Raw genomic sequence first — 25,718 nt, 5'->3', positions numbered from 1 at the left:
TTATTTTCTTGTAATTGTGAATGTTACCGGCTTATCATCCAGTTCGGCCTCGTAAGCACCACGTTCGTTTATGGTTAAGTTCTTCACCTCAAAGTTCGTAGCATCACTGCCAAAATTTTCAACATGAACAAAGGCTTTCGGCGTAAACGAGTTGCCTTTTTCAAGCGTTACCTGCACCTCGCCATTTTGGGGATTGTAGCTAAGTGAACGAATTGAGCCGGCATCGAGGGTAAGCCAAAGTTTTTCGGGAGCAATAAACACGCGCGATTTGGAGGCACTGGTGATTTCCATTCTTACGAGGCCTTTCTTTTCGCTGCTATTTGCACCAAACGACAGCCAGCCAAACTCATCGTGTTTGATTAAATACGACGATGAATTAACCGCATAGCCAAAATAGCCGGGGCCATAATCGCCCGAAATGCCATCGTTCCATAACGACGAGGGGAAGGAATGCGAAGCACAGGGTGCAAAACCATCCTGAGTGATGTTCGACAAAGCGCCCATCATACCGCCGTAGCCTACACGCAGCAGATAGAAATCGTCGGGTTGTAGCTTGTATTCGTGCAAAACCGGAATGGCATTTAAGGCCGAACCATAATGATGAATCATCCGCTCAATGCGCGAATATTTACCACCATACAGAAAATCCCAGTAACGGCGGGCATTACCGTTGTAAGCCCAGTGCGGTACGGTTGGCATATAGGCCAGTATGGCATTGAGCGTAACCAGCGCTTTTTGGTCGAATCCAAAGTAGCGCGACCACATGTAAACCTCTTCCTGCCCGGTTGAATCCCAGGGCATTTCGCTGCCAAAGGGATAGTTGAGCGAAGCCCAATGACTTGCACGAACTTTCATGGCTGTTTCGAGTTGCTTGGCCATCTCGTCCATTCCTTCGGCTTTCAAATCGTTTAACACCAACAAAAAGATGCTTCCTTCCATTTGTCCGAACTGTGCATAATGCGGTGCCTGCTCCACCATGGCCATGGCGGTATGGCAGGCATGTTCGAGGTACCACTGCCAGCTACGTTGTTTAACGAGCCCATTGTAGTTGCGCCCCAGTCGGTACATTACCCAGTGTGCCGCAGCTACGTGCGGATAGTTGTACGAACGCACAACCGATTCGGCATCTTTTTTCGACCAGGCAGCCCAGGTGTTGTAGTTGATCGAGTCGCTGTATGTTCCGGCCGGCACTGAATCGGGTTCGTAGTAAAACATGCTTTTGCGCACGCCATACTTGTTTTCGCCTTCGCTGTACTGAATGCCGCCCCACAGAGTATTGTTAACAAAACGCTCAAGCTGTTCTACCTGATCAGGATTGGGCTGTACAAACTGTTTCATAACGGCATTAAGCCATGCACCGGCACCCCCTTCATCGCTCAGCCCGCAAATCCATGCGCGTGAGTCTTCCAACACTTTTCGTTTTACATCGTAATCGTAAGTAATAACCGACGGGCTGCGGCCAAATAAGTCATCGTCGTTCTCGTACCATTGTTCGGTGGTGAGGAAGTTGCCATTGTCGGCCACCACTTCACTTTCGGGTTTAATAACTTTATAGTTTATGCTTTGCTTTTTGCCGTCGGTATACTCAATATCGACCCGTGCCCGACCCCACTTTTTTGCGCTCACAGCATATTCGGTCCACGCATTTGGCGTAGTATTTACAGCCCTCACTTTTAATGCTCCTGATGGCTCAACGCTTATGCTTTTCACTTCGCTGTGGTGTTTTATAAAAAGCTTGCCATCAACATCCATCGGAAGAATGTAGCCCGGTACGCCCACAGCAACCGGACGCTGATGTTGCAGCAGGGTTTCTTCAATACTCCTGATTCCGGGCGCCAGCACAAACTCCAGTCCTACTTCATAGCTTTCGCCCGGTGCCAGAATTTTCGATGTAGGCTCGTTCCATTGTTCCGATTCTTTCCACTCATTATCGGCATAAGCTTTTGAATGAATCATCCACTCGTGGAAGCCTTCGAAGGTTATACCCCGGCGTGTTGGATCGTCGAGCAGTGGTCGGTAAGCTTCAAAGGGCGATTTTTTCCACGGCAGAACCAGCAGCACTTCGTCTTCGCCATTGAGCCGCGCCACTTGCAGGTAACCGGCATCGCCCCCGATGTAGGGGTCGAAAAACACGTTTTCGGTATGTGCCTCGTCGAGCGACTTACGGTCGATGTTGTTGTTGAATATCAGAGGAATGCCCAGAGCGCCTATTTCAATTGGTGTATCTGTATTGTTGGTCAAAGCGAATTTTAAGGCCAGGTGGTCGCCTTCTTTTTGCCAAAAACGTTCTAATTCCAACGGAAAATCATCAGGAAGTGTATTGGCCAGATTGGCAGCAGAAAGTACGTTTTCATTATCGGTATTGAGTACCTCAACCGGCTGTCGTTCTCTTGCAGTAGAATAATCCTTCCATTCATTTTCACCATCTTTTTTCAGTCGCAGGTTCACATCGCCCAAATGATAGTAGCCATTGGCTGCACGGTTTTCAAGACGATCTGAAGGAGTATAATCAAAATTACTTTCAGTGGTTTCTAAACCGGCAACCGTACCTGAAGCTTTTACCAGCTTCAAATTGATTGTAGGTGTATGATGGTCGGTAAACCCGCCATCGATTCCCAGGGTAGCCGGTGCATCATTAACACGTCCTTGTGCTTGCGATGGCTTACACACACTTCCTGTAAAAATTAAAAAGATAAGAGAAGCAATGGCTGCTTTAAGCATCTGACCGTTCATTTGTTTCATCATTCTATGTTTATCGAAGGTTTGATGTGGCAAAGAAGCCTAAAAAGCTGCAAAATAATAATAAAGAATGTTCAATTAACCTGCACGTATGTATAGCTATCCTGGTTTCAGTTTAAATACGGCACGAAGCAATAGAGACTTAAATACCACAAAAAGTGACAATTGAACAAAGCCTAGGCAGATCAATCTACATTACAATGCTGAATAATGCACCGCTGTTCCTGCCATCCTGATCCGGTATGGCCATTGTTCGTCGTTTTCATCTTTCCCGTCAATTAAATGAATGGTGTGTTCCTCTGGGGCACCTGTTACAACAAACCACAAATAAGCGGTTTCGTCGGGCACAACAAATGATGCTGCGCCATGTGGCTCAGAAAGCGCTTCGCTATAAAACCGTTCCCCATCGTTACTAACAGCTAAAAAGCCATAACGCCAACCGGCTGATTCAACATCTACAGCCCTGTAACCTTCGGCCCCGGCAATTCCTTTAAATACAAACATGATTTGGGTTCCGGCTAACGGAACATCCAATCGAATGCCATTGTATCCATAATTCTGCGGGCACCGGCTTTCATCAATCTGGTACCATCCGTTGCCCTGATCAATCATTTTACAGCTGTGCTGATTCGCATAGCGGCCTGCTAATTTTTCAACACGCTCCATGTCCCAGGTAATGAACCGACTGGCAGCATCAAATATTTCGTCGTTAAAAGCCTGCTGATCGATTCCGGTAATCCTTTTATACGTCATCACCGGATCTTCCCCTTTTCGGTTTTCACGCCAAATACGGCCAATGAAATCTTTTCCGTGCTTGTTCGACCAGTATTCAAGGACATAAGGTGAGTGGTACATATTCTTTTCATGCAGAAACGCCAGATGGGTTTGTTTCATAAAACCCTCCAGATGGTAATTTTCGAAGGTCATCCATTCGGGATAAACCTGCCACAACATGTATTGCGATGTCATTTCGACAAACGAATAACTGCCGGCGCCCCTTCCGCTTGCCAGGGTGTCGTTCATTGCTTTATCGATATCAGACAAATACTGAAACAAATGTCCCATTTCGTGCGCCAATGCACCATAGGGGGGCTTGTTCATTCGAATGGCCGGAGCCCAAAATACGCCAACTTTATCGTCCTCTCCCCCGCCAAACGCAGTTCCCCCATCACCGCCAAAAATATAAATCAGCATTTTATACTTGTCGGTTATTGAATTTCCTTTCTCAACAAATTTCAGTTCGTCAACATAATAATTATAGATACGTTCGCTCTCCTCCAGCAATTCATCGGGATTGAACCTTTTAATGGTGTCAGGGTTGGCCATTGGATCATCGCCATACTCCTTTGCCCAGAACAAAGCAAAACTCGGGCTCTCTTTCATGCGGGCATAGCTATATTCCGATGTATCAGCACTATAATTGTTATCCGCCGGAACCATGTAAACTGTATCGGGAATATATAACACTTTGAGAGCAGTTACATCTTCCGCAGACTGATGCCCCTTAGGGCCACAACTGACACAAAAAAGTGCCATTAAAGCCGGCACCAAAGCTTTTAAGCGATTGAAACTGTTGTTGAAATACATAAGCATTATATTAAAAAGATGCCTGCAAGCTATTCATTTATCAGGATGAACAGCATATATTCCCTGAGGTATTAATCGGAGGTATGTTTTTGTTTGCTGCACAAATGTTCAAACGAGGCATTTTGCTTTCAAGCAAACATAATCATTGCCCCCACATAATTGGTTACGCTTTTTTGTGAGCAACACAGAAAGGGTAGCAGTAGTATTTCAGCTCAAAGTATAAAATCAAGATGATTTTCGGGGTTAATGGTCGCAACTGTTGCATTTGCATATGTAGCCGAAAATAATTTTTCACCAGACGAACGCGACTTTCCCCATTTCATTTCGTATCCAAACAACTTGCCACCACTTTCTTCTACATAATCAATTTCCTTTTGATCGTACGTTCTCCAGAAATAGCTATTCACACGGTTACGTGAATAATGGTTGCGTTTCATCCGTTCTGAAATGCAATAATTTTCCCACAATTTTCCTACATCATCGCGTTGAGCAAATTGGTTATAATTTGATATCAATGCATTCCTTATCCCGTTATCCCAAAAATAATATCGTGGCGACTTGGTATATTCTTTTCTTAGGTTACGACTAAAACCGTTAAGAGAAAAAATGACGTACATTTTTTCCAGTAGTTCGAGATAACGTTGAACAGTTTTATTATCAGCATTTAATGCCCTCCCTAATTCACTAAAAGAAACTTCATTGCCAATCTGAAAAGCAATTAACCTCAACAAGTTCAGTACAAAAAGGGCACTCTTCATATTATCTATCAGAAGCAAATCTTTTAGTAAATATCCTTCGCGAATACTCTCCAGGTAATCTATTTTCTCATCAACATTATTTGACAGATATACTTGTGGATACATGCCGAAAATCAATTTTTGTTCAAGTGTACCCTTAACTTTCAAAAAATCTTCGCTTAGTTCCATTTGTGCAAATGGATACAGATTGAAAAAAGTGCTCCGTCCGGTTAATGGTTCTCCGGTTTTGGTTTTAAGGTCAAATGCCGATGATCCTGTAACAAAAACAACAATTTCGGGATGCACATCCACTAAAAGCTTCAGGTTTGCACCAATATCAGGAATCATTTGCGCTTCGTCAATAAACAATGTATCATAACCCTTTACAAAACGCTCAAGCAAGCTTAGGCGGCTACTTGATAATATTTCGGCCACATCAAGATTATCACCTTGTACGGTGAGAATTTTCCTATCGGACAGGTAAGTCTTAACCTGTTCCATTAAAAACGTTTTTCCAACCCGTCTGGCCCCCAAAAGACCTACAACATGCCCCGGCTTTAGTGCTTCCAAAACACTTCTCTCCATCGATCGGGGTAGATTCCTGATATTCATAGACTAATATTTTTAAAACCAGGATCAAAGTTAACAAAAAACATTGTAATTCCTCAAATTAACTGAAATTCAGGGAGAGTGCTCCTTGTATTTTAATAAATTCAGGGAGTCAAATCTATAAATTGAGTCAAATTCAAGGATTGATAAAGTTTTCGGAAGTATTTTGCCCGGCAACTTCAAAAAAGGTAAGAACATACCCAATGTTGTTTATTTTCATCATTTACACTATTATTCTTGATAATATTCAACATTTATGAAATGAACAGCAAAAAAAGAAAATATTGTTCCCTAAACACCAGGCAATAATGGTAAAATGAGCTTGTATTTTCAACAATGTAAATAAACAAAAAAGCTTCAGCCAAAAATATGACCAAAGCTTTCCTTCTCTTTATCCATCAACAATATTACTGAACAATCCATTCATGAATGCCGGTTGAATGCGATTCGGGCAATTTCACCTTCATACGAATGGCACTGGTCACCACCGGCTCAAAATGAATTTCATCCCAGGCATTTTTCCTGACTTTATATGCCGAACCAGCTTTTACAGGAAGCCATTCTCCCCCCGAAAGGTATTCAAGCTCCCAGGCAGCCGGAATGCGGCAACCGCCCCATGGGCCATCGTCGAACCAATAAACCTTTGATGAAGAAATGGTCTCTTCTTTTTCAAAATTGTACTGAACCCATTCCCACGAGTTGTTTTTAGGCCACCAGTGATAATATGGGCGCGTATGGTCGTTGGCGTGCAACGGCTCGTACTGGTCGGTGAGGGCTACTTTGAGCGCAGGCGACGGCACACTGGCCGAAACCGTACTTTTGTTGGCTATGGTTGGTGCAGGTTGCGGATAAACGCTTTTCTCGCTGACGGGCAACCACACCATCATTTCGCCCGGCCCTCGGTTGTTCCATGAGTAATAAGGAATAAGGGTTACCGGAACAGCTTCTGAATAATTAAAGGTAGAATCGATGTTCCGCGCTACTTCTCTGGCCGAAGTTTGAATGACCTCAACCCCGTTAAGCAATTCAGGATTAAACGAAGTTGTTGTTTCAGGTACTTTGTCGAACATCAGGCTAAGCACGTTTCCATCATTATTGTCGGGCCATTCGGCGCAGAAAACAATGGGGCCACGCTGCAAGGCCATGCGCTCGATATCGGCTTCCACCCTTTTATCGGCTTTAACATAACGCACTTCCATTGGAAAAGCAATTTTTACCACATCGCCTTTACTCCACTTCCTGGTGATTACTGCATATCCTTTATCGCGCTTTGCCCTGATTTTCCTTCCATTTACTTTGATCTTCACTTTCTCTGATGCGGTATTGCTGAATGTATAGAGGTTTTCAGGAATTGCACTTTCTTCGGCCCATCCGGGTATACGCACCCTCAGGCTGAATTGGTCCTTCTTTTCAGGACTTACCTGAATTTCAACTTCGCCCTTCCAGGGATATTGCGTTTTCTGGATCAATTCGACCTGCTGACCCTTGAAATCAAACTTTGCATGGTTATCGGCAAACAGGTTTACGTAAACCGAATTTTCCGATTTGGCATACAGGTACCCGGGCAACGAAGGTAAGAGCCGTGCCACGTTGGGCGGACAACAGGCGCAACCAAACCACTTACCGCGTTTGTGCTGCCCCATCGATTCCAACACATTGGGATAAAAAAAGCGGTCGCCACTAAGCGATACGCCCGAAAGGAAGGCATTATAAAGCGTTCGTTCAAGCACGTCGTAATATTTGGCATCGCCATCAGCCAGAAACAAGCGGTGGTTCCACATGATCATACCTACCGAGGCACAGGTTTCGCAATAGGCCGACATGTTGGGCAGGTTGTAAGGCCCGTTAAAACCTTCGTTTCCGCCTGAAGCACCAATTCCACCGGTTACATAAATTTTGGTCCCCACAATGTCGTTCCAGATGGCACGATTGGCATGGTTGTATGATTCATCCTTCAAAATAGCAGCGATGTCGGCCATGGCTGAGTACATGTAGGTAGCCCTGACGGCATGACCAACTGCTTCGCTTTGATCTACTACGGGCAGGTGCGACTGGTTGTATTCATTCCCGCCCGGTACTTTACCACGCACGTCGAGGAAAAATTTGGCCAGATCGAGGTAGCGTTTTTCTCCTGTAACATGATACAACTTGATGAGTCCCAGTTCCACTTCCTGGTGCCCGGGAAAATTCTCGCGTTTACCCCATCCAAATTCACGGTCGATCATGTCGGCGGCTTTAATTGCAACATCGAGAAAATTTCTCTTTCCGGCTGACTGATAGTGCGCTACAGCGGCTTCGAACAGATGTCCCAGATTATAAAGTTCGTGGCTAAGTTCATGTACTTTGTCCCACCTGCCTTCTCCAACCCAGGGGTGTGCTTCGTCATTATTTTTTTGGGCAATGGTCAAATTGGTATAAAGGTATCCATCTGCTTCCTGTGCCAGTTGAATTTTAGAAATCAGTGAATCAATCACCGCATCCATCTGTTCATCGGGGCGGGTTTGCATTGAATAGCTGGCGGCTTCAATAATTTTATAAATATCTGAATCGTCGAAGGGTAGTTCAGAACAAAATTGCCCTGATTCCAAACCAGCGGCAATATCGAAATTTTTAATGCGTCCTGAAATTTCAGACTGCTCAATGGCAATGGGGATGGTTACCTCATGATTGGTTTTAATTCTGGGAGCCCAGAAATTGTCGCTTAATTCAACCGAAGTGAACGAAACCGACTCGATGGTCTTAACTTCCGAATTTTTGCCTTCTGATGCAGAATTCCTGCACGAAACAAAGGGCAGAGACAGCGCTGCTGAAAGAAGCATAAAAGATGCAACAGCTGATATAATAACTTTTATTTTAATTCTATTCATTACGATTGGTTTCATTTTATTTAGTAAACAAATTGACAATTTTATCCTCGCTCAAAGCCCCATCGTATATTTTTACTTTTCCGATGTAGCCTTCAAAATTTTCTGTGGGCATTCCCGATGCGCCGATGCGAATTTTACCGGCTTCAACAAAGAGCATCAATGGCATTTGTGTATTTAGCTGACCATCAACATATACTTTCTCATTCATTCCGTCGAAAGAAACGACCATGGTATGCCACTTGCCTGCTTCGGGGATGCTTTTAAAAGGCAGGTCAACAGCGCCATCACCGTGTGCCATGGCACCATAATTCGCTTTGCCATACATTAATGCGGCATACGAAGCCTGCAACATGTTGGCACGTGCATTCCACGCCACGATGCACTTTCCATCGGGTATCTCTTCGGCAAAAAATGTTGCAGCCACAGTAAAGGGGGCATTCCAGTTCAGTGTTTCAGGGGCTTGTCTGTCAAGTTCAAGATAGCTTTTCCCATCTAAACGCATGGCGCTTTGCCCTTCTTTTTGGGTAATTTCAGGAGAACCAATGGCATTGAAGCTGCCTTTGAGCTTTCCCTTGTTTATAATCGGCTTTTCTAACTTACCGGTTTTGAGTTTTTCGGTATCAAAATCGACCAACAATGCTCCTTTACCAATAATGGCTGGGGCTGTTGCTACGGCTTTGTTTTCAACCTCAATTACAGGAAACAGTTCATCGTATACTTTAACATTCCAAATAGCAGGGTACATCCCGGTTTTCTCTGTTCCTGTGATTGTAATTTTCAAATAACGCGCAGCTTGTGCATGGTCGTCAATGGTTGGTGATGCGCTGGTCCGGTTGGCCGTTTGATCGGCAAAAAGTACCCAGTTGCTTTCATCGGTAGCGCTTTCAATTTTGTATTGATAATAATAGCTTGCATATTCAAACTGAATCATCACCCGCTGTACATCGTGAACCTGTCCCAGGTCGATTACCAGCGACTGCGGCATTTGGGCACTGGCAGCTTTCCAAAGTGTGCCGTTGTTATCATCGGAGGCATAAGCCGCTTTGTACAAATGATCGACCCCCTTCTTGTTATAACGACTGACCGGCGCCTGCAAATGGTATTCAGAAGTAGCTCCGGCTTTGGCACCAAGTGCCAGATTTTCAAAGTGCGGTAAATCGACCAAGGCCCCTACCCCGTTGTGTGTTGGGTTCATTGTCGCAATAGTGGTATCGTTCAGAAATTCCATTTTATCGGCACAGGTTTGGCGAAACATGCCACCGGTGCTGTGCGGATTATCGTGCCGGTGATAAAGCATGTAATAGTCGTCGTCCTCTTTCAATATGCTGTGGTGCCCGGGGCCATCGATAGATGCATCGGCATTGGTTGACAATATGGGGTTGTTTGCCCCATAGTGGAATGGCCCTGTGGGCGAGTCGGCCCAGGCGTAATGCACTGCATAGCTTTCAATTTTGCAATCGCCCGATGAGTACATCAAAATGTATTTACCATTGCGCTTGATCATATAACTGGCTTCGAAAGCATGCGGAAGCTGCTCAATAGGAATTAAGCCACTTTCAACAATGGTGGTCATATCGTTTGCATCAATTTCGGCCCAGCCTACACCGCCAAACGAGGTACACCATGTTCCAAAATGAGAATACAATGTGCCGTCGTCATCGGTAAAAAACTGTGCATCCAAGGCGGGGAGGTGTTCTTTCCCGGTACCAACGGGAATTACCGGCTCTCCTTTTTTGATGGCTTTCCATGGCCCCACCGGATTGTCGGACACGTAAGCGTAAATGTTACAGCCGAACTGACAATTGCCCATGTAGTAGTAATATTTCCCATTTTGCTCAACGACATCGGGTGCCCAGCAATTGGTCAAACCTTCGGGCAAATCGATGTCCATTTCCTGACAATACCAGTTTTTAAAGTCCTTGCTCAACCAAACGGTTGGTTCTCCCGATGCCAGTTTTACGCCATCGGTAGTGACATATAGATAATAGGTATCACCAAACTTTTTAATGGTTGGATCGGCAAAATAACCCGGTAGTAAAGGATTTTGATTTCCTTCTTCACTATAATCATTAGCAGCCCTGGCATGGTGAGTTAACATCAGGCAGAAAACAAAAAAGGATGCATACAGTATACTGTTTCTCATAGCACTTGTAAAAAAAATCCTGTACCGGGTAAAAGAAAACCTGGTACAGGAAATATTAACCTAATTAATTTTGATCGTTCTAACAGTAAATACAGGCCCTGCACGATGTCCTTTATGAGGTACAAATTTGACTGTGATTTTATCCCTGCCTTCAATTAACTCTGAAGGAAGATCATAGGCCACATCGATAAATTTTCCGGGAGCCTTATTGGAAATATTCTCACTTGCCAATAATTCATCCCCGACATAAATATCGAACGTTTTGGATCCCGAATAACCGCCCCAGTATTCGCAAACCAGTGCAAGCTGATGCTCATCGTTCACCTTCATTTCGAATGAGAACCAGCCATCGCGATCGGCCTCCCTGAATTTTTTCGATTTGTACTCTCCAACCCATGACAGGGAATCTTTAAAATGATGGTCGCGCTCGGGCTGCATTTCACCAATGCGGAAGTGATCGATGGTATTCTGTTCCAGTTCTTTTTTTCTTTTCATTTCTGACTGGTATTCTTCCTGAAACTGATCCCATTCCTCATCGTTATAGGTATCCCAGAAAATCGTGTAATGACGGTCGTGGGTGCGGTAGAAAGGCTTTAACATCACATCGCGCGGAAAGCCAACTTCACGGGTAATGAAGGTATTCGTTTGGCCCTCTACCGCTTCGAGCCAGTTGGCCGGATTGACGTCTTTAGTCATTAGCACAGGAACATACATGGGGTCGTTGGCATTTGAATCGGGAACGGGCCCCAACTCACCAGCCAGTACAACAGGTCCATTAAATACAGCGATTCTGTTCGGATTGTCGGGCATCGTTTCAATGCGCAAACTGAAGGGAAAGGTGATTTCCACCACATCGCCGTTTTCCCAGCGATCGCCCAGTTCCACAAAGCTGCCGGGTTCGCCCTTTACCTTTCGTGTTTTTCCGTTTACCTTGATCTGCATTCCATTCTGTGCCCAATGCGGATAACGCACCTTTAACAACAGATCGACGGGCTGCTCACATTCAAACTCGAGCCTGCTTGCCTCCTCTTCGGGAAATTGAGTAGTCTGCCTGACTTTCAAGCCCTTTTCTGCCCAATTGAGCTCAGCTGCAATAAACTGAGCCACATACAGTGCTTCGTTATTATGATAGAAAATATTCTTTCCGTATTTCGAATGGTTTTCCATACCACTTCCCACACAGCAGGTAAACCAGTACGGATCCTGATACACCTTGTGTCCCCCCATGTCGATGGACAGGTTGTAAATAACATGGCCTGTTTCGTTGTGTTGCGACGACAGGATGTGGTTAAACAAAGCCCTTTCGTAAAAGTCCATCACTTCGGCCGAGCCACTCCATTCGAACAAATGGCGCGATAACTTAAGCATGTTGTAAACATTGCAGGTTTCGGTGGTATTATGGCTTAAGCGGTCGTTAAGTTTCCCAGGTTCACCAAGGTACTCATGGTTTCCGTTTCCTCCGGTCACATAAGAATGATCATGGACAATAAAATCCCAGAAATTCATGGCTCCCTGTTTGTCGGCTTCATCACCGGTAAGTTCATAGCGACGGGCCAGGCCAACAAATTTTGGGATGTTGGTATTGGCATGTTTTCCGGGCATTACATCAATTCCCTTGATAATTTGCTCTACCACAAAAGTATCCTGAAAAGTCCGTGAAAGCTGTAGGTATTTTTCATCGCCGGTAAAATTGTACAACTCAGCCAATGTTTCGTTAATTCCACCATACTCACAATGAAGCATGGTTTCAAGCTGGTCGTCAGTAAGGTCATCGACAATGGTAGTCAGCCAGTCGGCAAATTTCTGATTGATTTCCAGGGCCTTTTTATTACCAAAAGTCTGGTATACATGAAACAGCCCGTCCATGATTTTATGCTGGGTATAATAAGGAACCCATATCCCGTTCAGGTTAAAACCCTGCGCCCTGATGTCTCCTTTGGCCACTTCATCCTCCAATATTCTTTTCCCGTCGGGAAAGGCACCCAGGTATCCTTCACCGTCGGCCTGCTGGCACTCGTACAATTCATCGCTTATATAATTTGCCCGCCTGGCCAATTCCTCGTTGCCGGTACTTTCGTACATCATCGAAATGGCCGACAGGTAGTGTCCCAGGCTATGACCGGCAATGGTGTTGTCTTCCCATCCATGATAATGCCCGGCTTTGGGTTCTAGGCCTGCTTCCATCCTGAATTTGGCAAGGAAACGATCGGGCTCATAAGCCAGCAAGATGGCTTCGTTCAATTCAGTGGCATGATGAAAGGGCCCCTCAAGCAGACTTACATCTTTCAATTCAAAAGGAATTACTTTGAATTCAACCGTTTCCCTTCCATCTTTATGTATTGAAGTCTCGCTGTGCTGAGAACATGAAAAAAAACCTGTCAATACGAACATTGAAAGGCAGGCAATTATTGATTTTTGTAATAGCATAGTAAGTATTTTTGTTTATCGGTTTATCAAGGCTCATCTCAAACACCATGTTGTCGTTCATTTCGACCCCTGTGAAATAGCCATTTTTTCAATAACAAGGCAGTACCAAATGTTCAAAAAGTTTGCACTATTGTGTTTGCTTCTGAAGCATCCTTCATCCTACTTTCCAAAATTACTTTCTTAAAATGAAGTATTTACACAAAAACACAAGAAAACAGCGTTAAACAAAACCTCTAATTCATTCAAAGAAAACTGAAGCTTATCTTGATAGAAACTAAATCATAACATCTCGGAGGTAACCGTATGGCACAAAAAATCCGTCCCGGAACACCTGTTGGTTCCGGGACGGATTTTGACCTATTTTGGCTACATTTTCAGTCTACCTTAACAAGGCTGCCAGTGCCTTTGTCGTTAACACTAACAACGGGGTCTCCTTTATAGTATACACTTCCGACACTGTTGATATAAACATCGAGTTGTTCGTTGACCTGAAGCTGGGCATCACCCACCCCATCGGAAAGCACTTCGCAGTAGTCGGAATCGAGCTCATAACTGCGATAATGCCCGGTGCCATCCATCTCGACCCACTGGGATGCACAGCTTCCCGACAAACTTACATTTCCGGTACTGCTCATGAAAACTTCCAGTTCGTCGCACAACAGTTCAAGATCAACTTTTCCGGTCGACTCACTTTCGATCACCACCAATCCGGCAACCTGCAACAAACCGTTTCCTTTCAAATTGCCTGTACTTTTTACACTTACATCGAATGAAGCAACATTTGCAAAATCGCCCAAAGTAATGTTTCCCGTACTTTCAATACTTACTGCATCGAGCTGTGGTAGGGTGATAAAAACCTTTAACTGAAAAGTGGAATAACAGTGATTGCGCAAATCGATTTGCAGCTCACCATTTAATACTGTCAGTTCAATCTGATCGATCATGTTTTCGTGTCCTTCCACGATCACTTTCTGTTCATCGCCCTGGACTATTTCCACATCAACTACCGTTTCACTGCTTACTTTGCTAAAGTCAGACAGAAAGAATTCTTCAGAAACGATCGAACCGCTTCCTTTAATGCAGCCTTCGTTTCCCAGATAGAAGTCGACGCACGACGATAGCATTCCTGCCATCAAAAAGCTGAATATGATTAGTTTGTTTTTGTACTTCATGGCTATAATTTTAATATCATTACTTACTATTTTATTTACTTTTCACTCTTCCGGAGCCCGAGATGCTGGTTCTAAGGGCAGGCTCACCGCGGTAATTTACATCGCCCGATCCGAGTATTTTTGCATCGAGCAGTTCACTTACATACAAATCGCAGTCGCCACTGCCGGCAATGCGGACAAAAGCCTCACGTGCCTGCAGCTGATAAGCCATCACATCGCCACTGCCAGCTATATTAACATGCATCTCGTCGAGCATTTCAGTCCCCGAAACTACTACATCACCACTGCCGGTGATATTCACATCGAGCTGTTTGGTTTCGAGCTGACTCATTTTAATATCGCCACTGCCTGCAATATTCAGCTTAATAAAAGGAGTAGTAATGGCCGAGGTGGCAATAATATTCCCCGAGCCCTGAATGTTCAATGCGCTTATGGGTTCATCGGCAACCAGTCTGATATCGATCTTACCTGGTTTAAAGCTTCCAAAAAGCCAGTCTTCAACACTGAGTCTGATAATTAGCTTTCCACCAAGTACTTCGACAATTAACTTATCGAGTGTTGCGTCGTTGGCAGTGATTTCCAGTGAACGTTCGTTGCCTTGCTCCAGATAGAGGTTGGCTGCCACACGAAGTGATATTTCGTCGAAACGGGCGATCGAACGGCCACGTTCGGCTTGAGCCTGCCAGTTAAGAAGCAGAATGAAGACGACAATAAGGAGGGTTCGAATTGATTTCATGTGTTTGTGTTTTCTATTTCTGTTAAAAAAGACAAACAAAAACAACAAGCGTTGCAAGCGAAAAAAAATTAACTGTTTAAATTCAGCAAGCCTTCGGGGAAATTCATGATCAGTGTTGAATTTTCGGGCTGCACAGCTACTACGAGCGCTTCGTTAAAAGGAACAAGCTGTTCCTTTCCCTGATAGTTAACCGTCATTACCAGGTTACCGCCATAGTCGTCGATGGCTGCTATCACACCAATTTCACCCAGCTGCCTGTCGATAATGGTGTATCCTTTCAACTGATGCACCCCGAAATCATCATCCTGCATCTGTACATCGCTTTGATGAACAAAAATGCTTAAGGCACTGAATTGCCGGGCTTCTTCTTTCGATTGAATAAAAGCCAGCTGAAGTGCCACTGAATCGTCGCCCCGCCATTCCAATGCTTCGATGAAATAAGGAACCAGCAAGCCCTCGATCTCGAGAAAAAGATAATCAACTGCCTCAATGGTCTCTTCATAACCCTTATCGATCATGGCGAGCAATTTTCCTTCAACTCCGTGACTTTTCTTGGTAAAACCTATTTTAACACATTCCTCTCTTTTGATCCTTTTCCTTGCTGTCATAACATTGTCATTTATACACTTAACCCATAGGACGTCCTTATTGAGTAGCTTTAATTATTAGCTGCTTTTGGCTTAAACACAACTTTTAAGTGCCCGCCTACTGTCTTCGGTTGACAAAGATACGAATGTAGTTTTGCATTCTTCTCACCCTGAGAATAATCTTCAATGTATGATCTTTGTCAATTTTTTTCGAAATGAAGTCGCTATATTGCAGTGTTATTTAAAAATAATACTTATGCGCGTTTTCAAATTTGGTGGAGCATCGGTAAAAGATGCCAAAGGAGTTAAAAACCTTGCTTCGATTGTAGCTCAATCGGAAGGCAGGCTGGTTGTTGTTGTTTCGGCGATGGGGAAAATGACCAATGCGCTCGAAGAGCTGGTACGTGCTTACTACAAAAAAGAGGAGCAAAAGTGGGAACACCTTGCCACTATCCGCAACTATCACATGCAGATTGTTGAAGAGTTGTTTGGCAAAGAGGATGAAATTTTTTCACAGATCGATGCGCTTCTGTTTAAAATAGAAGACCGACTTGATCGCACCCCCTCGATCGACTACGATTTTGAATACGACCAGCTCATTGGCTATGGTGAGCTCCTTTCAACCTTAATTATTAGTGCCTACCTCAATAAACAGGGCATTCAAAATACCTGGAAAGACATTCGCTTTCTGCTGAAAACCAACAACAAATGGCGCGATGCAGCAGTCGAATGGGAACTTACCGGCCAACTGATGAACGAAGCATTTCATTTTAAAAATGAAAACATTTATGTAACCCAGGGATTTTTAGGTGCCACAGTTGCCGATCTTACCACCACCCTTGGGCGTGAAGGATCAGACTACACAGCTGCCATTATTGCCAGTGTGTTGGGTGCCGAAAAAGTAGAAATATGGAAAGATGTGCCTGGCATACTGAATGCCGACCCGCAGTATTTCAAAAATCCAAAGAAGATCGACTACATGAGCTATCGCGAAGCCGTTGAACTAACCTTCTTCGGAGCGAAAGTAATTCACCCAAAAACCATCAAACCGCTCGAGAACAATCAAATTCCAATGCATGTGCGCTCCTTCATCAAGCCTGCAGCCGAAGGAACCATTATTGGCCCCGATCGGGAAGAAGATCAAAAAAAGAAGAAGCTTCCTGTTTATATCATGAAAACCAAACAGGTACTGATTACCGTATCGCAGCCCGACTTTTCGTTCATGGATGAAGAGAGCATGTCGTGGGTCATTGGTATTTTTTCCGATCTCGATATGAAAATCAACCTGCTTCAGCATTCGGCGCTCAAGTTATCGGTTTCGATCGATCAGCCCGAGCATGGTGTGATGGAACTTATTGAGCGCCTGGCCGAACAGTTCGAAGTGCGTTATAACGACGGGCTGGAGCTGATTACCATAAGGCATTACACAGCAGAAGCAATCGAACAGGAAATAGCTCATCGCACCGTGTATGTTGAACAGAAAACACGTCGCATAGCCCGCTTCCTTGTTGTAAATAGCAAAAAAGGATAATACCAAAAGAGCCTGTCAGCATGGTTATTACCAGCTAACAGGCTCTTTTCTTTATTTATAAAGATCAATTAAGGTTCGCGGTAAATAATGGCATTGATATTCATGCCTGCTCCCACTGAAGTAAAAATAATGTTATCGCCACTTGCTATTTGGTGGCCGTTCATCTTGCCTTTTTTGATCAGGTCGTACATGGTTGGGATGGTAGCTGCCGAGGTATTTCCCAGTTCATTAATTGTCATCGGCATAATGTCTTTGGTAGAACCTTTCATTTTATAAAGTTTCATCAGTCGCTGACAAATGGCTTCGTCCATTTTTTCGTTGGCCTGATGAATCAGAACTTTTTTAATATCTGACAGTACAAGTCCTGCTTTTTCTAGTGCTTCACGGGCCACACCAGGTACATTTTGCAAAGCATAAACATATACTTTCTGTCCCTGCATTCTGATAAAGCGTTGCGACTGATCGAAATCTTTGTTCAGCGAGGGCCCCTGAACCAAAAGTTCAGCCCAGTCGACCGCATCGGTGCGTTCGGCAAATGATAGTATTCCGATGGGAGTTTCACTTTCAAGCCCCTCAACAATTACAGCACCTGCTCCATCGGCAAAAATCATACAATCGCGATCGTAGGGATCGCCTACTCGTGAATTGACATCGGCACCCACAACAAGGCCCCGTTTGTAATTCCCCGATTTGATCATTGAATCGGCAACAATCATGGCCTGTACCCATCCCGGACAACCAGCCAGCACATCGAAAGCCACCACCGATGATTTCTTGAAATTCATTCTTTGTTTCACGCGTGCTGCGATGTTGGGAATCAGCATCGAGCGGTTGGTATCCGACTCCATGTCACCAAAGTTATGCCCTACAATAATGAAGTCAAGCGAATCGGCTTCAATACCTGCTGTTTTCAGTGCATCGAGCGCAGCCAGTGCACCCAAATCGGAAGTCACCTGATCGGGTCTGGCCCAGCGGCGTTCATCAATATTGGTGATTTCCTTAAATTTTTCAATGATCTCATCGTTCGATTTATCAAACTTTTTATTGTTTTTGGGATCGTAAAAATCGTGATTCCTGAAATCTTCATTCTTTACCAACACTTCGGGTATATAGCTTCCCGATCCTACGATGGTCGTATAAATTTTCTTACTCATAATATGTAAATCACAAACTGTTATGATTGAACTTCTTTAATGTTAATTCTTCTCCGTCAAATTCGGCATACGAAAAATGATTGATCCATTCACCAAGGATCAATAACCTGGTGCCGGGTTGAATACTTTCGTCCATTAAAATATGGCGATGCCCGAAAACAAAAAAATCTACTTCATGATCCCTGACATATTTCTTAGCAAAAGCTACTGTTGATTCAAATTCGGGCCCCTTGCTTATTTCGGGTCCTGTACCTTTCGACAACCTGCTTTGCCTGGCCCAAAGATGACCTGCATGAAAAGCCAGATTGGGATGCAGTCTTGAAAAAAGAAACTGGGCAGTTTTACTGGTAAACAGTTTCTTCAGCAAGAGGTAACCCGTTTCGTTGGGATCGAGTCCGTCTCCATGTCCAAGAAAAAAGGTCTTTCCTCCAATATCTTTCACAACTGGCTCACGATGCAGCTTGATCCCTATTTCGTCAGGCAAGTAATCGTAAATCCACACGTCATGATTTCCGGTGAAATAATGTACAGGAATCCCACTATCGGTGATCTCGGCAATTTTCCCCAGGGTACGAACAAAGCCGCGCGGAGCCACTTTTCGGTATTCGTACCAAAAATCAAAAATGTCCCCCAGTAAGTAAAACGCTTCGGCATCGGAAGCAGCTTCATCGAGCCATTTTACAAACAGTTTCTCGCGTTGGCGATTATTGTTTAATGCCGGAGCTCCCAGGTGGACATCTGAAACAAAATATGTTTTCTTGTCAGGCAATGTAAAAGCTTACATTTTTTTAAAAACGGGTGCAATTTAGAAAAAAAGGAATAAGGCACACAAAAAAAACATACATAGCAGGGAAAGAGTCGGCAAAGTATCGAATATTACTAACAATTAGTTTAAAAGTTCGTTGAGTGTGCGATTCAGAGCAGGCCCCTTAAGGTCTTTCGCCACAATTGCGCCTTCCTTGTCAAGGAGGTAGTTGGCCGGAATTTGTGTAATGTTATAATTATTCACTGCATCGTTGCTACCCCGCATATCGCCTACATTAATCCAGCGCAACTGGTCGTCGGCGATGGCCTTTGTCCATTCAGTTCTGGAGCTGTCAACCGAAATCTGGTAAATTTCAAAGCCTTTGTTTTTGAACTCCCGATAATTTTCGGCCAGAACACCGTTCATCACTCTGCTGCTGCGGTCGAACGAAGCCCAAAAATGAACCAGCACGTACTTACCCTGCAGGGAAGAAAGTGCCACATCATTTCCTTTTGGATCGGGCAAAACCACTTCGGGTGAGTTTTGACCATACTGATTGATAAATTCCCTCATTTCCTGCGCCTTGATGTCTTTCATCAGGCCTTCCACATTTTTGTATAGTGTTTGGGCATGAACTGATTTGGGATACATTGAATGCAGGGCCGATGCAGCCATTTTAAGTGACTGTAAATCCTGCACAACATAGTTATTATCATTGAATTTCTGGTAAATGGCAAGTACCGAGGCCATCGAAAAAGGATTTTCTGCAATAAAGTTTTTCGAAAATTCTTCCTGCTTTTCATACACTGTTTCGATCTCCCTGATCCACTGCTCTCTTTTTTGGGCATAATCCCGCTCGTTTACCGACAGGGTAATGAGCGATTTCAACGAATCGATCGAAGTATTGGTTTGCGTAAGATGATCGTTGAGTTGTTTCACCTTTTGTGAACCCAATGATCCTTCCACTTTATAATCCTTTGAAAAATTAAGATAATCTGCAGCAATCGAAACTTCCTCAAGCGAATCGACCAGGAGTGTAATGATTTTTTGATCGCTCAGCTTCAATAAAAAGAAAGTTGGATAGCCAACCGCTCCGTTGAGCCTGAACATTCCCTTACTGTCAATTTTTGCCGAATCGACAGGTGTTGACCCGTTGATCTCAAGCTTCTCAAGGTAAATCATTGAAGCCTGGCTGTTTGTAATTTTACCTTCTATGGTGAAGTTGTCGTCGGAACATGAAAGCAGCACAGTTGCTGCCAGAAAAATCCAAATGAGTTTATTCACAGTTGTTCGATTTACAATTTGAGGCTAAAATAACAAATTAAGCACAAGCGTGCACCGCTCTAACAATTTTTAAGATTTCGGAGCCATGTATTGCACGCTTCCTTCATCCTAAATGCCTGATCATTTTTATCATTATTGATAAATCATCAAAAAGTAATTCAAATTATTTAATTTTGCCGGTCAATAATAAACTGGAAGATTTGATCATTCATCATAACATTGAAAATTTTCAGGGTATAAATCCGGTTGTTACCATTGGAACCTTTGATGGGGTGCACCTGGGACACCGTAAAGTAATCGACCAGCTGAATCAGATTGCCGCAGCAGTTCAGGGAGAAAGTGTGCTGTTCACTTTTTATCCTCATCCCCGGCTCATTCTGTTCGAGAATGAAAAAAACCTCCGCCTGATTACAACACTCGATGAAAAAATTGAGCAGTTGAAACGGGCAGGTGTCGATCATCTGGTAGTCTATCCATTTACAAAAGAATTTGCATCGCTCACATATAAGGAGTTCATCATCGATTTGCTCATTGGCAAAATGAATTTAAACACCCTGGTTGTCGGGCACGACCACCGGCTTGGAAAAAACCGCGAAGGCAGTTATGAAAACATTGTAAAACTTTCGGAGAAGCATCACTTTGGTGTTGAAAAGATTGACACTTTTTTGATTGATGAAATCGGAATCAGCTCATCAAAAATAAGAAAAGCACTGCAGGAGGGCGATGTAGAAAGAGCCCGCAAATTTCTGGGCTATACTTTTTCGATTCACGGCACGGTGGCTGAAGGAAACCAGCTGGGTCGCAGTATCGGATTTCCAACGGCCAATATCGAAGCTACCGATCAACATAAACTCATTCCGGCACAGGGAGTCTATGGCATTACCCTACTGCTTGACGGCAAAGAACACAAGGCGATGCTGAATATCGGCTCTCGTCCGACGGTGAACACCAATGCCGACAACCGTACCATCGAGGCCCACATTTTTGATTTCAATCAGGATATTTACAAAAAGGAAGTCAGTATATTTTTTCACTTCAGGGTACGCGATGAAAAACGCTTTGCTTCGATCGAAGCGTTAAAAAAACAACTGATTAACGACCAAAAGATCGTCAAACAACAATTGGCAGCCAGAAAACTATAAGTATACACTGCAAACCTTTCCTGTTCATTATTGTTTTTTTTAGCTCCTCACTTGTATTATCTTTGCACTTTAAAATATTGAAAATATGACAGTTTTAACAGATCAAAAAATGGATTTCAAAGTTGCCGACATGCAACTGGCCGGTTTTGGACGAAAGGAGATAGAAATTGCCGAGAAGGAAATGCCCGGACTGATGTCACTGCGCCAGAAATACGGTACATCGAAACCGCTTCAGGGAGCCCGTATTATGGGTTCGCTTCATATGACCATTCAAACAGCCGTTCTTATAGAAACCCTGGTTGAATTGGGTGCACAGGTGCGCTGGGCCAGTTGCAATATTTTTTCAACCCAGGATCACGCAGCCGCAGCCATTGCTGCATCAGGTGTTCCTGTTTTTGCCTGGAAAGGTGAAACCCTCGAGGAATACTGGTGGTGTACCGAACGTGCACTTGATTTTGGCAATGGACTGGGTCCTCAACTCATTGTTGACGATGGAGGAGATGCCACCATGATGATCCATCTCGGATTTCAGGCCGAAAACGATCCGTCGATTCTCGATCAGGAAGTTGAAGCCCTTGATGAAAAAGAACTCTTAAAGGCCCTGAAAAGTGTGATGGAAGCTGACAAAGATCGCTGGCACCGCATTGCAAAAGATATCAAGGGAGTTTCGGAAGAAACCACCACCGGTGTTCACCGCCTCTATCAGATGAAGGAAGAAAGAACGCTCCTTTTCCCTGCCATTAATGTCAACGATTCGGTCACCAAATCGAAATTCGATAACCTGTATGGATGTCGCGAGAGTCTGGCCGATGGCATCAAACGCGCAACCGACGTAATGATTGCCGGCAAGGTTGTGGTTGTAGCAGGCTATGGCGACGTAGGCAAAGGTTCGGCCAAATCGATGCGCGGATATGGAGCCCGTGTAATTGTTACCGAAATCGATCCCATTTGCGCCCTGCAGGCCGCCATGGAAGGCTTCGAGGTAAAAACCATGGAAGAAGCATTGGAGGAAGGCAATATTTTTGTTACCACCACGGGAAACAAAGACATTATTACCGCCCAGCACATGGCCAAAATGAAGGATCAGGCCATTGTTTGTAACATCGGACACTTCGACAACGAGATCCAGGTAAGCCAACTCGAAAAATGGCCGGGTATCAAAAAAATAAACATCAAACCACAGGTTGATAAATTTGAATACCCCGACGGACATGCCATCTACCTGCTGGCCGAAGGAAGACTGGTAAACCTTGGATGTGCCACGGGTCATCCTTCGTTTGTCATGAGCAATTCATTCACCAACCAAACACTGGCCCAAATCGAGTTATTTAAAAACAACTTCGAGCTCGGTGTTTACCGTTTGCCTAAACACCTCGACGAAGAAGTAGCACGGCTGCATCTTGAGCAAATAGGTGTTAAGCTGACCAAATTGACCGAAGAGCAGGCCAAATACCTTGGCGTAAAAGTCGACGGTCCATACAAACCAGATCATTACCGGTACTAAAAAACTGAATATACGCTATTCAAAATGCCGGTAAATTTTTACCGGCATTTTTTATGTTGAAAAAAATCAACTTAATCACTAATAAAAATGAGATGAAAACAAAAAAGTTAGTTTATCTTTTGCTCATCAGTGTTGTGCTGCCAGCATTTTATTCCTGCGCCACCATACCCGCCGGAACTACTGCAGTTCAACCTTTCGATGCAAACAAATATCTGGGAAAATGGTACGAAATTGCCAGAATTGATTTCAGGTTTGAGCGGAACTTAAATAATACCACCGCTGAGTATTCGTTAAATGATGATGGAAGCATTAAAGTAAAAAACCAGGGCTACCATACCATCAACAAAGAATGGCGAAGCGCCATTGGAAAAGCAAAATTCGTTGGAGAAAAGAATGTTGCAAAGCTAAAAGTCTCCTTCTTTGGCCCCTTTTATTCGGGATACAACGTAATAGCTATCGACGAAGAATACAACTTTGCGCTGGTTGCAGGAGAAAGCTTCAAGTATTTATGGATTTTGGCACGCGAAAAAAGTGTCCCTGACGAAATCAAAAATAAATACCTGAAAATTGCAGAAGACGCCGGCTACAACACCGCTGATTTGTTATGGGTTGAACACAACAATTAAGCAGGTATTTTAGTTATAAATTTGCAGCTTGTTGCTCACAATCGATACATTGTAGGTTTTAAGTGCCATGCTGGCATCGCCCTTGTAAGGATAACCATCGAACAATGAATATTCCGAAGAACAACAGGAACAAATGGCCGTCACATTGTTGCTTTCGCTGCTCAGGGTGCAGTCCTTGCTGATTTCGTTGGTACAAGTGGCATCGTAGGCGTGATAGATCGAGGCCGATGGAGTAACAACATCGTAAAACTCGCAAAAAACAATCACTCCTCCATAGCCCTCGTTTGCAAACAAACGGGAATAACCCGTGGTGGTAAGTTCATTCATAATGGTGAGGTCAACCGTAAAATTAACGGGGACATAAGGAATATAATCCTGGTCATCGTTACATCCATGAAGGAAAAGCAGTGTCAGCAATGCTGTCATCGAAATAATTCGGGAAAGATGTGGTTTGACCTTCATTTTTATTAATTTTAGAAACTTGTTGTAAAAATAGAGATTTTAATCCCATAGTTATGGAAGACCTGATTCCAATTTTAATAATTATTGCCATCTCGATCATCGGATCACTGGGGCGTAAAAAGAAAAAACGCATTTTCGATGGAGAAAGTGTTTCTTCGCCACATCAAAAACAAGATGACAACTTGTTTGGCTGGCTCGAACGGCTGGCCGTCGATGAAGATGAACAGTCAATTCCATACAGCAACCAGAAAGCATATGCCGAGGTTGAAGAGGAAGTGGCCGCAAAGGCTGAAAAGCCAGTGGCAGTACCAGTCGAAACCATGACCGAACAGATTAAGAATGCCTATGCCAAGCACACAGGTTTTATAACTCCTGAGGAAAAAGAAAAACTGGTTAATCAGGAAGGAATCAGCAGCATCAAGCGAACGGCATTTGCCGGTGACTTAACTGCCGAAAAGTCGGCTTACAACGATGAAGTACTGCGTGAAGACGAACTTTTTGACGCAAGAAAAGCAGTGATCTATTCTGAAATATTAAACCGAAAATACGTTTAGGAAAGATGTTGAGCAACACGAAGCAAACAGGACTACAAATTACCACCCGAGCCAATAATTAAAAAAATTCATTATTTTTGTATCACTATTGGAGTTTCGGTTCTGGTAACCGGGATTCTAATTTTTTTTATCCATAACCCAAAGAATTTGAGCTATGTCTGGAATAAATTATATGACCGAAGCAGGTCTGAACAAGCTTAAACAGGAGCTTGAGAAACTTGTAAAAGTTGAGAGACCATTAATTTCAAAACAAATTGGTGAAGCCATCGAAAAAGGCGACATCTCAGAAAATGCAGAATACGATGCAGCCAAGGATGCCCAGGGCATGCTCGAAGCGCGTATTGCACAAATACAGGGGCAGATTGCCAATGCACGCATCATCGACGAATCGAAAATCGATACCTCGGCAGTTCAAATCATGAACGTGGTAACCATTAAGAATAAAAAAACCAACGCCGTGATGAAATACACCATCGTATCGGAAACCGAAGCCGACCTGAAAGCGGGTAAAATATCGATCAAAACTCCGATTGCCAAAGGCCTTTTAGGTAAAAAAGTAGGCGACACGGTCGACATTCAGGTTCCCTCGGGAATTATTCCTTTTGAAATCATCGATATTTCACTTTAAAAGTAAAGCTCATGACATCCATTTTCACCAAAATTGTCAACGGAGAAATTCCTGCATACAAGGTGGCCGAAGATGATCATTATCTGGCTTTCCTCGATATTAATCCGCTGGCCAAGGGGCATACGCTGGTAATACCGAAAAAGGAAGTGGACTATCTTTTCGACCTTGATGAGATGAATTATCTCGGATTGCAGGCTTTTGCACGCAAGGTGGCACTTGCACTCAAAAAAGCAATACCCTGTAAAAAAGTAGGCGTAGCGGTGCTGGGACTTGAAGTACCCCATGCCCACATTCATCTTGTACCACTTAACAGTGAGCAGGATATCAATTTCTCGCGACCAAAACTACAGCCTTCATCCGAAGAACTTGAAACAGTCAGGCAATCAATTGCCAACAAATTATAAAAGCGGCTTTTGCCGCTTTTTTTTTCCATTAGCCAATCGAATTTCTAAAACAGTGTTAAAGCAAGCGTTAATATTTGTTA

The 25,718-nt window shown here is 43.8% G+C and carries 20 protein-coding genes; 7 read left to right on the top strand and 13 right to left on the bottom strand.

Annotated elements, in window-relative coordinates:
- From FHS86_RS16320 to FHS86_RS16280, 9 genes are all read right to left on the bottom strand, one after another.
- Entirely contained in the window at positions 1 to 2,742 is a 2,742-nt protein-coding gene (locus FHS86_RS16320; protein ID WP_429416148.1) for a DUF5695 domain-containing protein, read from the bottom strand.
- Positions 2,743 to 2,934: 192 nt separating this feature from the next.
- Positions 2,935 to 4,326 carry a DUF6055 domain-containing protein gene (locus FHS86_RS16315; protein WP_429416145.1) on the bottom strand — a complete coding sequence of 464 codons (1,392 nt, stop codon included), beginning with the start codon at positions 4,324 to 4,326 and terminating at the stop codon, positions 2,935 to 2,937.
- Between the two features lie 212 nt (positions 4,327 to 4,538).
- The gene (locus FHS86_RS16310; protein WP_429416143.1) at positions 4,539 to 5,675 is read right to left on the bottom strand and encodes an ATP-binding protein; all 1,137 of its coding nucleotides are present in this window, start codon (positions 5,673 to 5,675) and stop codon (positions 4,539 to 4,541) included.
- A 404-nt stretch (positions 5,676 to 6,079) separates the two neighbouring features.
- A complete protein-coding gene (locus FHS86_RS16305; RefSeq protein WP_429416140.1) occupies positions 6,080 to 8,539 on the bottom strand; it encodes a glycoside hydrolase family 127 protein in 2,460 nt (819 codons plus the stop codon).
- 16 nt (positions 8,540 to 8,555) lie between these two features.
- Positions 8,556 to 10,682, bottom strand: a complete 2,127-nt coding sequence (locus tag FHS86_RS16300) for a family 43 glycosylhydrolase (RefSeq protein ID WP_429416138.1) — start codon at positions 10,680 to 10,682, stop codon at positions 8,556 to 8,558.
- 60 nt (positions 10,683 to 10,742) lie between these two features.
- Positions 10,743 to 13,109, bottom strand: a complete 2,367-nt coding sequence (locus tag FHS86_RS16295) for a glycoside hydrolase family 127 protein (protein WP_429416135.1) — start codon at positions 13,107 to 13,109, stop codon at positions 10,743 to 10,745.
- A gap of 374 nt (positions 13,110 to 13,483) precedes the next feature.
- Entirely contained in the window at positions 13,484 to 14,281 is a 798-nt protein-coding gene (locus FHS86_RS16290; protein ID WP_429416132.1) for a head GIN domain-containing protein, read from the bottom strand.
- Positions 14,282 to 14,312: 31 nt separating this feature from the next.
- A complete protein-coding gene (locus tag FHS86_RS16285) occupies positions 14,313 to 15,017 on the bottom strand; it encodes a head GIN domain-containing protein (protein WP_429416130.1) in 705 nt (234 codons plus the stop codon).
- 68 nt (positions 15,018 to 15,085) lie between these two features.
- Entirely contained in the window at positions 15,086 to 15,625 is a 540-nt protein-coding gene (locus FHS86_RS16280) for a ribosome maturation factor RimM (RefSeq protein ID WP_429416127.1), read from the bottom strand.
- A 235-nt stretch (positions 15,626 to 15,860) separates the two neighbouring features.
- Between FHS86_RS16280 and FHS86_RS16275 the strand changes: the two genes are divergently transcribed.
- Positions 15,861 to 17,135, top strand: a complete 1,275-nt coding sequence (locus tag FHS86_RS16275; RefSeq protein ID WP_429416125.1) for an aspartate kinase — start codon at positions 15,861 to 15,863, stop codon at positions 17,133 to 17,135.
- A 68-nt stretch (positions 17,136 to 17,203) separates the two neighbouring features.
- On the opposite strand, the gene FHS86_RS16270 is transcribed toward FHS86_RS16275, so the two are convergent.
- The 3 genes from FHS86_RS16270 to FHS86_RS16260 form a co-directional block, all read right to left on the bottom strand.
- Complete coding sequence (locus FHS86_RS16270) at positions 17,204 to 18,289, bottom strand: 3-oxoacyl-ACP synthase III family protein (protein WP_429416122.1); 1,086 nt, start codon at positions 18,287 to 18,289, stop codon at positions 17,204 to 17,206.
- A 10-nt stretch (positions 18,290 to 18,299) separates the two neighbouring features.
- Entirely contained in the window at positions 18,300 to 19,058 is a 759-nt protein-coding gene (locus FHS86_RS16265) for a UDP-2,3-diacylglucosamine diphosphatase (RefSeq protein WP_429416119.1), read from the bottom strand.
- Between the two features lie 117 nt (positions 19,059 to 19,175).
- Positions 19,176 to 20,318, bottom strand: coding sequence for a thioredoxin-like domain-containing protein (locus tag FHS86_RS16260; RefSeq protein ID WP_429416117.1), 1,143 nt, complete (start codon positions 20,316 to 20,318; stop codon positions 19,176 to 19,178).
- Positions 20,319 to 20,518: 200 nt separating this feature from the next.
- On the opposite strand from FHS86_RS16260, the gene FHS86_RS16255 reads away from it, so the two are divergent.
- From FHS86_RS16255 to FHS86_RS16245, 3 genes are all read left to right on the top strand, one after another.
- Positions 20,519 to 21,460: a bifunctional riboflavin kinase/FAD synthetase gene (locus FHS86_RS16255; protein WP_429416114.1), complete on the top strand. Its 942-nt coding sequence runs from the start codon at positions 20,519 to 20,521 to the stop codon at positions 21,458 to 21,460.
- 109 nt (positions 21,461 to 21,569) lie between these two features.
- Positions 21,570 to 22,964, top strand: coding sequence for an adenosylhomocysteinase (ahcY, locus tag FHS86_RS16250; protein ID WP_429416318.1), 1,395 nt, complete (start codon positions 21,570 to 21,572; stop codon positions 22,962 to 22,964).
- Between the two features lie 92 nt (positions 22,965 to 23,056).
- On the top strand, positions 23,057 to 23,590 hold the full coding sequence (locus tag FHS86_RS16245; RefSeq protein ID WP_429416111.1) for a lipocalin family protein: 534 nt from the start codon (positions 23,057 to 23,059) through the stop codon (positions 23,588 to 23,590).
- Between the two features lie 9 nt (positions 23,591 to 23,599).
- Here FHS86_RS16245 and FHS86_RS16240 read toward each other — a convergent pair whose 3' ends face one another.
- Positions 23,600 to 24,052, bottom strand: coding sequence for a hypothetical protein (locus tag FHS86_RS16240; protein ID WP_429416108.1), 453 nt, complete (start codon positions 24,050 to 24,052; stop codon positions 23,600 to 23,602).
- Between the two features lie 53 nt (positions 24,053 to 24,105).
- Here FHS86_RS16240 and FHS86_RS16235 point away from each other — a divergent pair, with 53 nt between their 5' ends.
- The 3 genes from FHS86_RS16235 (at position 24,106) to FHS86_RS16225 (ending at position 25,638) form a co-directional block, all read left to right on the top strand.
- Positions 24,106 to 24,606, top strand: coding sequence for a hypothetical protein (locus tag FHS86_RS16235; protein WP_429416106.1), 501 nt, complete (start codon positions 24,106 to 24,108; stop codon positions 24,604 to 24,606).
- Between the two features lie 154 nt (positions 24,607 to 24,760).
- Positions 24,761 to 25,234 (top strand): transcription elongation factor GreA, encoded by a 474-nt coding sequence (gene greA / locus FHS86_RS16230; protein ID WP_429416104.1) that lies wholly within the window; start codon positions 24,761 to 24,763, stop codon positions 25,232 to 25,234.
- A gap of 11 nt (positions 25,235 to 25,245) precedes the next feature.
- A complete protein-coding gene (locus FHS86_RS16225; protein WP_429416101.1) occupies positions 25,246 to 25,638 on the top strand; it encodes an HIT family protein in 393 nt (130 codons plus the stop codon).
- Positions 25,639 to 25,718: the final 80 nt, after the last annotated feature.

The organism is Roseimarinus sediminis, assembly GCF_050433125.1.
In the GTDB taxonomy this organism is placed as follows: domain Bacteria; phylum Bacteroidota; class Bacteroidia; order Bacteroidales; family Prolixibacteraceae; genus Roseimarinus; species Roseimarinus sediminis.
Note: the sequence above shows the minus strand (reverse complement) of the source record. Positions and strands in the feature narration are given on the sequence as shown.